Origin of the sequence: Salinibacterium sp. PAMC 21357, from assembly GCF_000247645.1 — a bacterium.
Taxonomy (GTDB): domain Bacteria; phylum Actinomycetota; class Actinomycetes; order Actinomycetales; family Microbacteriaceae; genus Rhodoglobus.
Map to the genome: position 1 here is coordinate 182,690 of NZ_AHWA01000006.1, position 14,291 is coordinate 196,980.

Sequence of the window (14,291 nt, forward strand, 5' to 3'; positions counted from 1 at the left end):
GGTGTGAGGCGTAGTGGTGTGAGGCGTGCTGGTGTTGAGCGTGCGGGGTTTTACGGTGTTTCCGAGCGGCTGAGCAGATGCACGTCAGCGGTGTCGGGATGAGTGAGATCGGGGCTCGGCATGGTGCTGCCGGGGAGGGAGGCGGCAGCAGCTCCGTGAGCGACGGCCTGCGCGAGGCGTCGTTCGGGGGCGGCGCCGCGCTGATCGGCTAAGAGGTAGCCAGCCAGTGAGGCATCGCCCGCTCCGACGGTGCTTTTGGCAGCGACGGGAGGCATGGTGGCGCGCCAAGTCTCGTCGGCGGTCACGAGGAGTGCCCCGCGCGACCCGAGGGTGGCGAGCACAGCGCGGCAGCCGCGAGCGACGAGGCCGAGCGCGGCGGCGGCGGCGGCATCCGGATCGCTCTCGAAGGTGTCGGGGAGCCCGGTGAGTTCCGCGAGTTCTTCGGAATTGGGTTTGATGAGGTCGACGCCGATGCCAGATTCGATCAGGGCTCTCATCGGCGCACCGGAAGAGTCAACGGCGACGCGAGGCCCCGTGCCATCGCCCGCCGCCCGAATCGCCAGAACGACGCGAACGTAGAAGTCATCGCTCAGGCCCGGCGGGAGCGACCCAGCGAGCACAACCCATTCGGCGCGACGAGCGTGCGACACCACAAGGTCGATAAGGGCCGCATCATCGGCAGCCGTGAGCTGTGGCCCGGGCTCGTTGATCTTGGTGGTGGTGCCATCGGGCTCGGTGATGGTGACGTTGGAGCGCACGCGACCGGCAATCGGCAGGCCGGCGGTCGGAGTGTGTTCAGCGCACAGGGCGACGAACATCGGGTCTGACGCATCGCCGGGCAGCACAGCGACGGTGTCGAGCCCTGAGGCGATGAGCGCGCGCGAGACGTTGACGCCCTTACCCCCTGGCTGCTCGCTGCTGTCCACCGAGCGCTGAACTTGGCCGCGGTCGAGAGCGGAGGCGAGCTCGATCGTGCGATCGAGACTCGGGTTGGCGGTGACGGTGACGATCATGCGATCACCGTTTCGACAGCCGCGCGCTCGAGCGCCTGAGCGAGATCATCGTCGGGCGACTCGTCGGTAATGATCGTGTCGACCTCCGAGAGTGCGGCAAAACTGAGGAGCGTTTCGAGGCCGAGCTTCGAGGCATCAACCAGAGCGATGGCGCGACGCGAACCGCGGGTGAGGGCGCTCTTCACAGCAGCTTCGTCGGGGTCGGGGGTGCTGAATCCGAACTCAGCGTGAACACCGTTAGCGCCCACAAAAGCGATATCAGGGCGGATGCCCGCGAGTTGGGAGAGGGTGGCAGGGCCGACCGCTGCCCCCGTGATGCCGCGCAAGCGACCGCCGATGAGCTGAACTTCAATGTGCGGGTTCTCGCTCACGGTGGCAGCGATGGAGAGTGAGTTGGTGATCACCGTCATCGATCCGCCGGATGTCGCGGGCTGCCAGTCACGCAAGTGCAGCGCTAGGCGGTTCGTCGTGGTGCCCGAATCGAGGCTGATCGCGCCCATGAATGTCGGCGGAATCAGGGTCATCGCGGCCAGAGCAATGCGTTCTTTGGCATCGGAGTTGCGGTCGGTGCGGGCGGCGACGCTCTCTTCGATGCGACTAATCCGGGCCGCCGAGACCGCTCCTCCGTGCACGCGGCGCAATACGCCTCGTGCTTCGAGCTGGTCGAGGTCTCGGCGAACCGTTTCGCTCGACACGTCGAACGTGTGAGCGAGGTCGATTACGGCGACGCGACCGGCTTCAGCGAGCTTGCCCTCTATGCGCTGTTGCCGCTCTTCTGCGTACATCCGTAATCTCCTTCGATTGAAACGCACCCGACTGCGTTTCTGTGAGACTACGTGGCTATGCGCGGCAATGCAACGCAAATAAAGAAAAAACCACAAACTCCCACATTGAGGAGTCGGTCATCCGATGCTCGCGGAGACCACCCACAGCCCCGGCGTAACCGGCGGGCACGGGCGAATACAATGAAGGCATGTCTGCTGGCGACTCCTTCTATATTGCGACGCCCATTTTCTATGTGAACGACGTTCCCCACATTGGGCACGCGTACACGGAGGTGGCCGCCGACGTTCTTGCGCGCTGGCACCGTCAGCGGGGTGAAGACGCTTGGCTGCTCACGGGCACCGACGAACACGGCCAGAAGATTCTGCGCACCGCCGTGGCCAACAACACGACTCCGCAAGAGTGGGCCGACCGTCTCGTCGCCGACTCCTGGCAGCCGCTGCTCGAAACGATCGACATCGCCAACGACGACTTCATCCGCACAACCGATGAGCGTCACGAGAAGGCCGTCGCCACGTTCCTGCAGCGCCTCTACGACGACGGCCACATCTACGCCGGCGAGTACGAGGGTTACTACTGCGTCGGTTGCGAAGAGTACAAGCAGCTCGACGACCTCGTCACTGCTCCCGATGGTGACTACAAGGGACAGCTCGTCTGTGCGATTCACTCGCGCCCCGTCGAGATTCTCAAAGAGAAGAACTACTTCTTCCGCATGAGCGACTTCGGGCAGAAGCTGCTCGACCTCTACGAAAGCCAGCCCAACTTTGTGCAGCCCGCGAGCGTGCGCAACGAGATCATTCAGTTCGTCAAGCAGGGTCTCGACGATCTCTCGATCTCGCGTTCCAGCTTTGACTGGGGCGTCAAGGTGCCGTGGGATGAAAGCCACGTCGTGTACGTCTGGTTCGACGCTCTGCTCAACTACATCAGCGCCATCGGTTACGGCGTCGACGACGAACAGTTCGCCAAGCGTTGGCCTGCCGTGCAACTCGTCGGCAAAGACATCGCTCGTTTCCACGCGGTTATCTGGCCCGCCATGCTCATGGCAGCAGACCTTCCGGTGCCGCGTGCCGTCTTCGGCCACGGCTGGTTGCTCGTCGGTGGCGAGAAGATGTCCAAGTCGAAGCTCACCGGTATCGCGCCCAGCCAGATCACCGACACGTTCGGTTCGGATGCGTTCCGCTACTACTTCATGAGCGCCATCACCTTCGGTCAAGACGGCTCCTTCAGTTGGGAAGACTTGAGCGCGCGCTACCAAGCAGAGCTGGCCAACGGCTTCGGCAACCTGGCCTCGCGCGTCATCGCGATGGTGAACAAGTACTTCGATGGTGAGATTCCGACGCTCGGTGAGCTCACGACATCCGACGAAGCGATTATCGCTACCCAGAAGCGTGCCACCGAGAACTCGAACGCGTTCATCGATAAGTTCGCCATCAACGACGCACTCTCGTCGGTGTGGCAACTCGTGGATGAACTCAACGGGTACATCACCGAGCAAGAGCCATGGGCGCTGTCGAAAGACCCCGCCAACCGCGAACGCCTCGGCACCGTGCTGGCCACGACCGTCAATGGTTTGGGCACGCTCGCCATTTTGCTGTCGCCGGTGCTGCCCAAGGCAACCCACAAGCTCTGGACCGCAATCGGTGGTGTCGGCGAACTGCGCGAGCAGCGCATCGACGATGCTCGGAACTGGTCACACTCGGGTCGCGTCACAGCGCTCGAATCGTCGCTGTTCCCGCGCATCGAAGTGGATGCCGAGAGCGGCACGGCGTGACCGAACCGTTCATCAGGCAGCGGCACCGCAGCGCCGACGAGAAAGCCTCTGAGAAGCTGCAGTATCCGCCGCTGCCCGAACCGCTCGAGGGCGTGGTTTACGACAATCACACGCACCTCGAGATCGCTGACGGCGGGCCCGACGGCGCCCTCGACTTCACCGAGCACCTCGCCCGGGCAGCTTCGGTCGGAGTTCGCGGTGTGGTGCAGGTCGGCACGGATGTCGCTACGAGCCGCTGGTCGGCCGCGCTCGCCGCCACCAACCCGCGGGTTCTCGCGGCGGTAGCCATTCACCCGAACGATGCTCCTGAGCTTGAAGCAGCGGGGGAGTTGGATGCTGCGCTCGCCGCCATCGACGAACTCGCCGCGCTTCCGCGAGTGCGCGCCATCGGCGAAACGGGACTCGACTTTTTTCGCACGGATGACGAGGGTCGCCCCGCGCAATTCCGTTCTTTCGAAGAGCACATCGCGATTGCTAAGCGGCACGGCTTGGCGCTGCAGATTCACGACCGCGACGCTCACGACGAGGTCATCGAGACGTTGCTGAGAGTCGGCGCTCCCGAGCGCACGGTCTTCCACTGCTTCTCGGGCGATGCTGCAATGGCACGCATCGCCGCCGACAATGGCTGGTTCTTGTCGTTCGCCGGAACGGTGACGTTCAAGAACGCGGCGAACCTTCGCGAAGCGCTGTCGGTGATCGATCTCGACCGCATCATGGTTGAGACCGACGCTCCTTACCTGACGCCGCATCCGCTGCGCGGTCGGCCGAACGCTCCCTACCTGATGCCGCACACCGTGCGCGCGATGGCGGCGCATCTCGAAATCAGCGAGCTCGAACTCTCGGCGCAACTCGCGGCCACCACCGAGGCCGTCTATGGTTCGTGGGATACCGAACTCCCCTCCGGCATTGAGGCGGCCCCCGCAAGCGCACTCAGCGCGGCCTCGGCCTCCACCTCGACCTCGACCTCGACCTCAGCCTCGACCCCACAGAACGCAGGCACGCGATGAGCACCCTTCTCGGTCCCGCCGAAATCCGCGATCTCGCTGAACTGCTCGGCATCCAGCCCACTAAGAAGCTGGGCCAAAACTTTGTCATCGATCCCAACACGGTGCGCCGCATCGTGAAGGCCGCGCACGTCGTCTCGGGTGAGACCGTGGTCGAGGTCGGCCCCGGGCTGGGTTCGTTGACGCTCGGAATTCTCGAGACCGGGGCATCCGTCGTCGCCGTTGAAATCGACAAGCGTCTCGCTGCTCAGCTGCCCATCACGGTGAGTCAGCTGCAGCCGGATGGTCAGCTCACGGTCATCACTGACGACGCGTTGCGCGTCACCGAGCTGCCCGATGACCCCCGTGTTTTTGTCGCAAACCTGCCCTACAACGTCTCGGTGCCCGTGCTGCTGCACTTCTTGGAGCACTTCGATTCGCTCGACCGCGGTCTCGTCATGGTGCAGGCCGAAGTTGGCAACCGCGTTGCCGCCGGCCCCGGCAGCAAGGTCTACGGCTCGCCGAGCATCAAGGCTGCGTGGTACGGCGAGTTCTCCACCGCCGGTCTCGTGAGCCGTCAGGTGTTCTGGCCCGTTCCCAACGTCGACTCGGTGCTCGTGCGCTTTGAGCGTCGCGAACAGCCCGGCACGATCGAGGAACGTAAAGCAACGTTTGCTCTTGTGGATGCCGCGTTCCAGCAGCGTCGCAAAATGTTGCGTCAGTCGCTCTCGAGTGTGTTGGGCAGCTCCACTGCCGCCTCCGATCGGCTGATTGCGGCGGGAGTCGCACCGACGGCCCGCGGCGAGGAGCTCACAGTGCACGACTTCCTCGCTATTGCGCGCGCTGCGTAGCTAGCCTGAGCCCCGCGGGATGAGCGGCGGCGGGCCCACCGAGCCCGCTGACTCGCCAGCAACCATTCCGTTCGGTGCCGAACGACGGTAGGTTGGCATCATGTCGGATGCAACGAGCCACACCCCCAGCGATCGTGACGTTCTAGAAGGAACGGGGCGGCATCCGGATGAATGGTTCGCATTTCTCGATATGGCTGGCGCCACCAAGTGGCCGCACGCCGACATCGTGGGATGGTTTGCCACGAACGCCGATCATCTCAGCGCCGAGTGGGCTGAGTCGGTTTCTGCACGGTACGCGGCCGCTCGCGGGCTTCCGATTCCGCAGTAGTTATCCTGCCGTCGTGCTCGGTCCCTAACAGCGTCCGTCGCTGAGAGTTATCCACACCCCCGCGCACAGACCGGTCCACTGCACAAGGTAAGTTTGGTTCATGACTTCCGTCCCGGCAGCCTCCACCATGGTTCACGCGCGAGCCCCTGGCAAGATTAATGTCTTCCTCAAGGTGGGCTCCCTGCTCGAGGATGGCTACCACGATGTGGCGATCGCCTATCAGGCTGTGTCGCTCTATGAAGATGTGCGCGCGTATCCCGCTGATGACTTCTCCGTCTCCGTTACGGGAACCGTAGATTTGTCGCGCGTCCCCACCGACGGTTCAAACATTGCGATCAAGGCAGCCCGGTTGTTGGCGCGTCGAAGCGGTTACCGCGGTGGTGTTCGGCTGGAGATTGACAAACATGTTCCCGTCACTGGCGGCATGGGGGGCGGGTCTGCGGATGCCGCGGCAACTCTCCTTGCCTGTGACGCGCTGTGGGGCACCAATACGTCGCGCGAACAGATGCTCGGCATGGCGGCAGAACTGGGTGCCGACGTGCCGTTCGCGCTGACCGGCGGAACAGCAATAGGAACAGGCCGTGGCGACCAACTCAGCCCGGCTCTGGCTAAGGGCCAGTTTCAGTGGGTGTTGGCGCTTTCTGATTCTGGGCTCTCAACTCCGGAGGTCTACAACGAGCTCGATCTGCACCGTGAACGTCACTCGCAAGATATCTTCCCGGCTGAGGTTGCCCCCAGTGTCGAGACGGATGTGCTGCAGGCGTTGCGCGCCGGCGACCCCCACATGCTTGCCGAGAGTCTCCACAACGATCTTCAAGCGCCGGCCCTTCATATGGAGCCCTCGCTGGCTTCCGTCATTGAACTTGGCGAAAAGAATGGTGCGCTCGCGGGTATCGTTTCGGGCTCGGGTCCGACGGTGGCGTTCCTTGCCGCAGACCTCGATTCGGCCCTTGAACTGCAAATTGTGTTGAGTGCGGCCCAAATGAATGTGGTGCGGGCAACCGGCCCAGTTCATGGAGCGCGAATTATCACCGATTAACCCGGCTAGGCTTGCCCGAATGGCACACCTTCTTGGCGCTGAGTCCCTTCATCTTGAATTTCCGACCCGCGTAATCTTTGACAATGTCACGATCGGCCTCGACGAGGGCGACCGTATCGGCATCGTCGGTCGCAACGGTGACGGCAAAACTACCCTTATGCGGATGCTCTCGGGCAAGCTCGATCCCGACGAGGGGCGAGTCACCCGGCGCAACGGCGTCACCCTCGGCATGCTCGATCAGGCTGATGAACTCGATGGCACCAAGACCGTGCACGAGACCGTCATCGGCGATATCGATGAGCACGTGTGGGCGGGCGACCCCAAGGTTCGCGACGTCATCGCGGGTCTCGCGGCCGACATCCCGTGGGAGGCCAAAGTTGGCGATCTCTCCGGTGGCCAACGCCGTCGTGTTGCTCTTGCCGCTCTGCTTATTGGTGACTGGGATGTCATCTTCTTGGATGAGCCCACTAACCACCTCGACGTCGAAGGTATTTCGTGGCTGGCCGGTCATCTCAAGCGTCGTTGGGGAACCAACGCCGGTGGGCTGTTGGTCGTCACTCACGACCGGTGGTTCCTCGATGAGATTTGTACTGCCACGTGGGAGGTGCACGATCGCCTGATCGAGCCTTTCGAGGGCGGTTACGCGGCCTACATTCTGCAGCGCGTGGAGCGTGACCGCATGGCGGCCGCTTCGGAGTCGAAGCGTCAGAACCTGATGCGCAAAGAGCTCGCCTGGTTGCGCCGCGGTGCTCCCGCGCGCACGACGAAGCCGAAGTTCCGCATTGATGCCGCCAACGATTTGATTGAGAACGAGCCGCCCGCCCGCGATAGCGTCTCGCTGTCGTCCATGGCGATGCAGCGACTCGGCAAAGACGTTGTCGACCTTGAAGGTGTCACTGTCACCTACCCGGTAATCGATCCGGCAACGGGCGTTGCGGGGGAGAAGACGGTTCTCAACGACGTGACGTGGCGCATCGCTCCGGGGGAGCGCACGGGCATCCTGGGCGTCAACGGCGCCGGAAAGTCGACGCTGCTCTCGCTAGTCTCCGGAACGCTCCTGCCGACCAGCGGTCGAGTGAAGCGCGGTAAGACCATCAAGGTCGCCACCCTCACGCAGCAGCTCGCGGAGCTCGAAGATATCTGGAATGAACGTGTCAGCACGGTCATCGGTCGCCACAAGAGCACCTACGTTGCTGGTGGCAAAGAGATGACGCCCACCCAAATGTTGGAGCGCGTGGGCTTCACGAGCGCCCAGCTGTCGACCCCGGTGAAAGATCTGTCGGGTGGCCAGAAGCGTCGTCTGCAGCTCTTACTGATCTTGCTCTCGGAGCCGAACGTTCTGATTCTGGATGAGCCCACTAACGACCTCGACACCGACATGCTTGCCGCCATCGAAGACCTTCTCGACACCTACCCGGGCACGCTGCTCGTCGTGAGCCACGACCGGTACCTGATCGAGCGCGTCACTGACCAGCAGTATGCGGTGATGGAGGGCGGCTTCCGTCACCTGCCGCGTGGTGTTGACCAGTATCTCGAGCTGCGCAACCAGCAGATCAAGGGCTCCACCGGCAACGCTTCTGGTGCAGCTGCGGGTGCTCCGGATGCCACGGCTGCCAAAGCGAAACCGAAGCTGGGTGGTGCCGAATTGCGCAACTCGCAGAAAGAGCACGCTGCGGCCAGCCGCAAGATCACGAAGCTGCAGAGCCAGATCACGGAGCTTCACCAGCGGATGGCCACCCACGACCAGTCAGACTTCGCCGGTCTTGGCGCTCTCGTTGGCGAACAGCAGGCCCTTCAAGAGGCTCTCGACACTGTCGAGATGCGCTGGCTGGAGCTCGAAGAACTTCTCGCCTAGGGGCACCGAACTGGGGTCGTGCTGGCGTTTTGCGCCAACACATTACCGGGTATAGTGAAAATATGTCGCCTAGTTGAGTCTTCGCTGCGCGTCCATATTCTCCTAGGTGGTGTCGCCTAGTCAGGCTTGAGGGTCGGGCTGGGCAGGCTGCTGCGCTCGAACCTGAAAGAGGTAACCCCGTGGCAGTTTTCGGCCTAACCGCGCCTCGCGCAACGGATCTGGTGCGCAAGTGAAGCGCTCCGCACGATTCGCGGCGGCGACGGTTCTCGCCTCAACGCTGTTGCTATCGGGGGCGCTTCCCGCGTCGGGCCAAGACGAGGGTTCTTGGTATTTCGATGTTTTCAAGGTTGGTGCGGCGCACACGGCGGGGTTCACCGGTCAAGGTGTGAAGGTCGCTGTCATTGATGGGCAGATCAATCCGGATGTGCCGACGCTGAAGAATGCGAATCTTGAGGTGCAGGATCCGCTGTGCAAGACCGAGGGCTTCATAGCGGATGTCCCTGCCGTATCGACAGTGGTCGAGGGCGAAGGCGAGGCGGTGCACGGCACAAATGTGGCGTCGCTCATCGTCGGCACGGGTGACGGATATCCGGGCCAGACCGGCATAACGGGTGTCGCACCCGGTGCGACAGTGTTGTACTACGCAGCGTGGGTTGATCGAGGCAGCGAAGAAGATAGCCCCGCTCCGTACTGCTACCGAGACGAATTTGGTGGGGAATTCACTGCTATAGGCGATGATCTTCCTTCGTTTGCTATCGAGGAGGCGATGAACGATGCAATGGATGCGGGCGTGGACATCATCTCTGTCTCCGGCGGCCTCACTCCTGGCGACGAGTTGATCGCCGCGGTTGCTCGCGCTCTTCGAGAAGGCGTGATCGTTGTTGCGGCGATGCCGAACTCGCAGGCTTTCTCGATGATTTACGAGTTTCCGGCGCGGGGAAATGGTGTTGTTGCTGTGCAGGCGGTTGGTTCTGACGGCAAAATTCAGGAGAGTGTCGGATCGGTCGGCCTCGCACCGAATGCCGACAAGGACACTGTGGTGGCGGGTCCTGGGCTTGGTGTGCTCACTCAGGGTGGTCCCGACGGGTGGGAGTCACAGAGAATCGGCTACGGAACCTCGTATGCGACGCCGATTGTCGCTGGGTTTCTCGCGGTAGCCAAGAGCAAATATCCGACGGCAACCGGAAACCAGTTGATCCAGTCGCTACTCAGAAACACCGGGGGTGTGGAACACGAGCTCAGATATGACGGTGAGAAGCTCTACGGCTACGGGATTGCGTCGATGACGGGCATGCTCGCTAGCGATCCGACCGTGTATCCCGACGAGAACCCGATAATCGATCCCAACGACGTTACTCCGTCGTATGACGAGATTTTCAATCCGGTCGAGCCCACTCCTGAGCCGGAGCTGACGGAAGAACCAGTGGATCAGCCGTCTGATCTCGACCTCACCGGCATCCTGACGGGCCTAGCGATCGCAGGTCTGATTGGTCTTGTGGTGGTCGCCGGCATCGTGGTGCTGATCGTGGTGCTGGTGCGCCGGTCGGGAAAGAAGTCTGCCGCGATCGACCCCACCGCAGCACCCTCAGATTCGGAGAACTCATGAAGCGCGCAGCCCGACCTCTTCTTGCAACTGTTGTGGCTTCAACACTGTTGCTGTCAGGGGCATTACCTTCGTCAGCGCAGGAGGATGGCTTCTGGTATTTCGATCAGCTCGGGATTGGTGAGGTGCACGCGTCGGGGTTGACCGGGGAGGGCATCACGATTGCGGTGATGGATTCGCCTATCAATACTGATATTCCGACGTTGCGGGATGCGAACGTGACGGTTATTGAGCCGTCTCTGTGCTTTGATGAGGCGGCGCAGGACTTTTATCCGGCGGTATCGACCGACCGCAGCGGAGTTCTCGATGCGATTCATGGCACGAATGTCGTGTCGATGATTTCGGGAACGGGTGATGGCTACCCCGGCCAGACTGGCATCAAGGGCGTTGCCCCCGACGCTGAGGTGCTTTACTACGTTGTTAATGTCACCGATGTCACTAGTGACGGTGATTCGATTGTCTGCGGTGACCCTGACGTGGGTTATTCCGTATCCGATAATCGGCTTGGGGTAGCGATGGAAGCGGCGATGGATGCTGGAGCGGACATCATCTCGGTGTCGTCTCTGGTCAGCCCTGGCGGTCCGTGTTGACTCAGGCGATGGCTCGGGCGGTGCGTGAGGAAGTCATCATTGTTGCCGGCACTCTCAACACGACGGACATAATACTCGGGGCGGTTATGCCGGCGGGGGGAAACGGAGTTCTGGCGGTGCAAGCTGGCGGGACTAGCGTTGAGCAGATCCCAGTGGACAACATCTATACGCAAATTATTGCGCCGGGCTTGGGCGTGACCGTTCAGGGCGCTTACGGAGAGAGCTGGGAAGAGCAGGCGCTCACGAGCGGGTCGTCAATGGCGACCCCGCTGGCCGCCGGAATTCTTGCGTTGGCGATGCAAAAATATCCGGAGGCATCCCCTAACCAGTTGTTGCAGTCGCTGATTCGAAACACCAGCGGCGGTAACCCCGACGCGGTTCGGGATCAGTTCACGTACGGCTACGGTTACATCTCTTTGCGAACCCTTCTTGCTGCTGATCCGACCCAGTACTCGACCGAGAACCCGTTCGTGGTTATGAGTGACGAAGTGTCTCCCACGTTCGACGAGATCTACAACCCGGTCGAACCCACCGCTGCCCCGGAAGACTCCGCCGATCAGCCGTCTGATTTCGACCTCACCGGCATCTTGACGGGCCTAGCGGTCGCAGGCTTGATTGGTCTTGTTGTGGTCGCCGGCATCGTGGTGCTGATCGTGGTGCTGGTGCGCCGGTCAGGAAAGAAGTCTGCCGCGATCGACACCGCGGCAACGCCCTCAGATTCGGAGAACTCATGATGCGCGCAGCACGACCTCTACTTGCGACTGTTGTGGTCTCAACTCTGTTGCTATCGGGGGCATTGCCCGCGTCAGCGCAGGAGGATGGGACGTGGTATTTCGATGCCTTCAGCGTTGGTGCGGCACACACGGCGGGATTTACTGGTCAAGGGGTGAAGATCGCGGTCATTGACGCGCAAATCAATCCCGATATTCCCACGCTGAAGAATGCGAATCTTGAGGTGCAGGATCCGCTGTGCAAGACCGCGGGTTTTGAAGCCGACGTTCCAGTTGTGTCGACTGTGGTCGCGGGTGAGAACGAGGCGGTGCACGCTACGAACGTGGTCTCGTTCATCATTGGTACTGGCGACGGATATCCGGGCCAGACAGGAGTGCAGGGTGTAGCGCCCGATGCCACGGTCTTGTTCTACTCGGCGTGGGTAGATCGGGGCAGCGAAAAAGATAGTCCAGCGCCGTACTGCTACCGCGAGGATTCTTCTACCGGCTCCGGTGAGTTCGATCCGCTTCTCTCGGATAACACTTCCGATTCGATTGCGGAAGCGATGAACGCGGCCATGGACGAAGGCGTCGACATTATCTCTATCTCCGCGGGCCTTACCCCGCACGACGCCTTGGTCGCGACGGTCGCTCGTGCACTTCGGGAGGGTGTCGTCGTGGTCGCCGCGATGCCGAACTCGCAGGCGTTTACGATGAGTTACGATTTTCCGGCGCGAGGTAACGGTGTCGTCGCCGTGCAGGCGCTTGGTGCTGACGGAAAAATTCAGGAAAGCGTAGGATCTATCGGCCTAGCGCCGAATCTTGATCAGGACACGGTGGTGGCGGGTCCTGGGCTTGCGGTCCTTACTCAGGGTGGTCCTGACGGGTGGGAGTCGCAGGAGATCGGCTACGGTACTTCGTATGCGACCCCTGTGGTTGCGAGTTTTATGGCAGTGCTGAAGAGCAAATATCCGACGGCGACTGGTAACCAGTTGATCCAGTCGTTGCTGAGGAATACCGGCGGCTCAGAGCACGATGTTCAATACGACACCACGGAAACTTTTGGTTATGGCACGGCTTCGATAACGGGCATGCTTGCCGTTGATCCGACGGGGTATCCGGATGAGAACCCCATAATCGACCTAAACGATATCGATCCGACCTATGACGAGATTTTCAATCCGGTCGAGCCCACTCCGGAGCCGGAGCCGTCAGAGGCCTCAGCCGATCAGCCGTCCGATTCCGACGTCACGGGTGTCCTGACGGGCCTAGCGATCGCGGGCCTGATCGGCCTTGTGGCGGTCGCCGGCATTGTGGTGCTGATCGTGGTGCTGGTGCGTCGCTCAGGAAAGAAGTCTGCCGCGATCGACCCCACCGCAACGCCCTCAAATTCGGAGAACTCATGATGCGCGCAGTTCGACCTCTTCTTGCAACTGTTGTGGCCTCGACGCTTCTGCTGTCGTCGGCACTTCCCGCGTCAGCGCAGGAGGATGGTTTCTGGTATTTCGATCAGCTAGGGATTGGTGAGGCGCACGCGTCGGGGTTGACCGGGGAGGGCATCACGATTGCGGTGATGGATTCGCCTATCAATACTGATATTCCGACGTTGCGGGATGCGAACGTGACGGTTATCGAGCCGTCTCTGTGCTTTGATGAGGCGGCGCAGGATTTCTATCCGGCGGTATCGACCGACCGCAGCGGAGTTCTCGACGCGATTCACGGCACCAATGTTGTGTCGATGATTTCGGGAACGGGTGATGGCTACCCCGGCCAGACTGGCATTAAGGGGGTCGCCCCCGACGCTGAGGTGCTTTACTACGTCGTTAATGTCACCGATGTCACTAGTGACGGTGATTCGATTGCCTGCGGTGACCCTGATCTGGGTTTTTCCGCTCTCGAAATCCAACTTGGCAGGGCGATGGAAGCAGCGATGGACGCTGGAGCAGACATCATCTCGGTGTCATCTCTCGTCAGCCCCGGTGATGAGGTGCTGAATCACGCGATCGCTCGGGCGGTGCGCGAGGAAGTCGTCATTGTTGCCGGCACTCTCAACACGACGGACGTAATGTTCGGGGCGGTTATGCCGGCGGGAGGAAACGGAGTTCTGGCAGTGCAAGCTGGCGGGTCTACCGGTGAGCAGATCCCGGTGCAGAACATATATACGCAAATTATTGCGCCGGGTTTGGACGTGACCGTTCAGGGCGCTTACGGAGAGAGCTGGGAAGAGCAAGAGCTCACGAGCGGATCGTCAATGGCAACCCCGCTGGCCGCGGGAATTCTCGCGTTGGCGATGCAAAAGTATCCCGAGGCTTCCCCTAACCAGTTGCTGCAGTCGCTGATTCGAAACACCAGCGGCGGTAACCCCGACGCGGTTCGGGATGAGTACACGTACGGCTACGGTTACATCTCTTTGCGGACCCTTCTTGCTGCTGATCCAACGCAGTACTCGACGGAGAACCCCTTCGTGAGTATGGCTGACGGGTCGTATCCCACGTTCGACGAGATCTACAACCCGGTCGAACCCACCACCGCCCCGGAAGACTCCGCCGATCAGCCGTCTGATCTCGACCTCACCGGCATCTTGACGGGCCTAGCGATCGCAGGCCTGATTGGCCTTGTGGTGCTCGCCGGCATTGTGGTGCTGATCGTGGTGCTGGTGCGTCGCTCGCGACGAAACTCCGCTGTTGCAACTACGCCATCAGCGACGGAGTCAACTCCGAAGCAGCAGTAACACGCGAGGGTCGGCGCGCAGTGGCGGCGTCAGC

The 14,291-nt window shown here is 61.6% G+C and carries 13 protein-coding genes; 11 read left to right on the forward strand and 2 right to left on the reverse strand.

The features are described from left to right. Positions 1 to 50: 50 nt before the first annotated feature. Both ON14_RS13440 and ON14_RS13445 read right to left on the reverse strand, forming a co-directional pair. Complete coding sequence (locus ON14_RS13440) at positions 51 to 1,013, reverse strand: 1-phosphofructokinase family hexose kinase (RefSeq protein ID WP_010205872.1); 963 nt, start codon at positions 1,011 to 1,013, stop codon at positions 51 to 53. Then, positions 1,010 to 1,798 (reverse strand): DeoR/GlpR family DNA-binding transcription regulator, encoded by a 789-nt coding sequence (locus tag ON14_RS13445; protein ID WP_010205873.1) that lies wholly within the window; start codon positions 1,796 to 1,798, stop codon positions 1,010 to 1,012. The genes ON14_RS13440 and ON14_RS13445 overlap by 4 nt, the downstream gene beginning before the upstream one ends. A 188-nt stretch (positions 1,799 to 1,986) precedes the next feature. On the opposite strand from ON14_RS13445, the gene metG reads away from it, so the two are divergent. The 11 genes from metG (at position 1,987) to ON14_RS13500 (ending at position 14,257) form a co-directional block, all read left to right on the forward strand. Beyond that, positions 1,987 to 3,567, forward strand: coding sequence for a methionine--tRNA ligase (metG, locus tag ON14_RS13450; protein WP_010205874.1), 1,581 nt, complete (start codon positions 1,987 to 1,989; stop codon positions 3,565 to 3,567). Beyond that, positions 3,564 to 4,574, forward strand: a complete 1,011-nt coding sequence (locus tag ON14_RS13455; RefSeq protein WP_010205875.1) for a TatD family hydrolase — start codon at positions 3,564 to 3,566, stop codon at positions 4,572 to 4,574. Before metG ends, ON14_RS13455 begins: the two co-directional genes overlap by 4 nt. After that, a complete protein-coding gene (gene rsmA, locus ON14_RS13460; RefSeq protein WP_010205876.1) occupies positions 4,571 to 5,401 on the forward strand; it encodes a 16S rRNA (adenine(1518)-N(6)/adenine(1519)-N(6))-dimethyltransferase RsmA in 831 nt (276 codons plus the stop codon). Before ON14_RS13455 ends, rsmA begins: the two co-directional genes overlap by 4 nt. Positions 5,402 to 5,501: 100 nt before the next feature. Next, positions 5,502 to 5,729: a hypothetical protein gene (locus ON14_RS13465; protein WP_010205877.1), complete on the forward strand. Its 228-nt coding sequence runs from the start codon at positions 5,502 to 5,504 to the stop codon at positions 5,727 to 5,729. A 100-nt stretch (positions 5,730 to 5,829) separates the two neighbouring features. Beyond that, complete coding sequence (locus ON14_RS13470; protein WP_010205878.1) at positions 5,830 to 6,768, forward strand: 4-(cytidine 5'-diphospho)-2-C-methyl-D-erythritol kinase; 939 nt, start codon at positions 5,830 to 5,832, stop codon at positions 6,766 to 6,768. 19 nt (positions 6,769 to 6,787) lie between these two features. Next, positions 6,788 to 8,623, forward strand: coding sequence for an ABC-F family ATP-binding cassette domain-containing protein (locus ON14_RS13475; protein ID WP_010205879.1), 1,836 nt, complete (start codon positions 6,788 to 6,790; stop codon positions 8,621 to 8,623). Between the two features lie 229 nt (positions 8,624 to 8,852). Further along, the gene (locus ON14_RS13480; RefSeq protein WP_010205881.1) at positions 8,853 to 10,229 is read left to right on the forward strand and encodes a S8 family peptidase; all 1,377 of its coding nucleotides are present in this window, start codon (positions 8,853 to 8,855) and stop codon (positions 10,227 to 10,229) included. Continuing rightward, positions 10,226 to 10,816, forward strand: a complete 591-nt coding sequence (locus ON14_RS16430; protein ID WP_026037744.1) for a S8 family serine peptidase — start codon at positions 10,226 to 10,228, stop codon at positions 10,814 to 10,816. Before ON14_RS13480 ends, ON14_RS16430 begins: the two co-directional genes overlap by 4 nt. 8 nt (positions 10,817 to 10,824) lie before the next feature. Beyond that, positions 10,825 to 11,550, forward strand: coding sequence for a S8 family serine peptidase (locus ON14_RS16435; protein ID WP_337459761.1), 726 nt, complete (start codon positions 10,825 to 10,827; stop codon positions 11,548 to 11,550). Beyond that, positions 11,547 to 12,932, forward strand: coding sequence for a S8 family peptidase (locus ON14_RS13495; protein WP_010205884.1), 1,386 nt, complete (start codon positions 11,547 to 11,549; stop codon positions 12,930 to 12,932). Before ON14_RS16435 ends, ON14_RS13495 begins: the two co-directional genes overlap by 4 nt. After that, positions 12,929 to 14,257 (forward strand): S8 family peptidase, encoded by a 1,329-nt coding sequence (locus ON14_RS13500; protein WP_010205886.1) that lies wholly within the window; start codon positions 12,929 to 12,931, stop codon positions 14,255 to 14,257. The genes ON14_RS13495 and ON14_RS13500 overlap by 4 nt, the downstream gene beginning before the upstream one ends. Positions 14,258 to 14,291 lie beyond the last annotated feature (34 nt).